Raw genomic sequence first — 651 nt, 5'->3', positions numbered from 1 at the left:
TTGTTTCACCTGTTCATTGTTCAGAACTTCTTCCGGAGTTCTCGATGCAATGAGGTGCCCTTGGCTTACGATATAGGCTTTTTCACATACGTCCAGTGTTTCACGTACGTTATGGTCTGTGATTAATACACCAAGGCCACGATCGCGTAGGTGCTCGATGATTTTCTTGATGTCATTAACCGAAATAGGGTCGACACCTGCGAAAGGTTCATCCAACAAAATGAATTGTGGGTTTGCCGCAAGAGCTCGAGCGATTTCGACTCGGCGACGTTCACCACCCGATAGTGCCATACCCGCACTGGTTCTTATGTGCTGTATGTGGAATTCTTCCAACAAATCTTCCAGCTTGTCCTGACGCTCTTCGCGGGTCATTTCTTGGCGAGTTTCCAATACGGCCATGATGTTATCTTCCACGGACAGTTTGCGGAAAATCGACGCTTCCTGCGGTAGATAGCCAATACCCATGCGAGAGCGGCTGTGCATCGGCAAAATACTGATGTCTTTGTCGTCGATGGTGATGGTGCCTTCATCGCGAGGCACCAGACCAACAATCATGTAAAACGAGGTGGTTTTACCGGCACCGTTAGGGCCAAGTAAGCCCACAATCTGACCAGACTCTACTTCTAAGCTAACATCGGTGACGACTTTGCG

Annotated in this window: 1 protein-coding gene; it reads right to left on the bottom strand. The window is 48.8% G+C overall.

Features of this window, described 5'->3' with window-relative positions:
• Positions 1-651, bottom strand: a 651-nt coding sequence (gene lptB, locus R7E78_RS27460; RefSeq protein WP_318058796.1) for an LPS export ABC transporter ATP-binding protein, incomplete at both ends; no start/stop codon positions are given.

The sequence above is a fragment of the Vibrio sp. YT-19(2023) genome, assembly GCF_033337395.1.
Note: the sequence above shows the minus strand (reverse complement) of the source record. Positions and strands in the feature narration are given on the sequence as shown.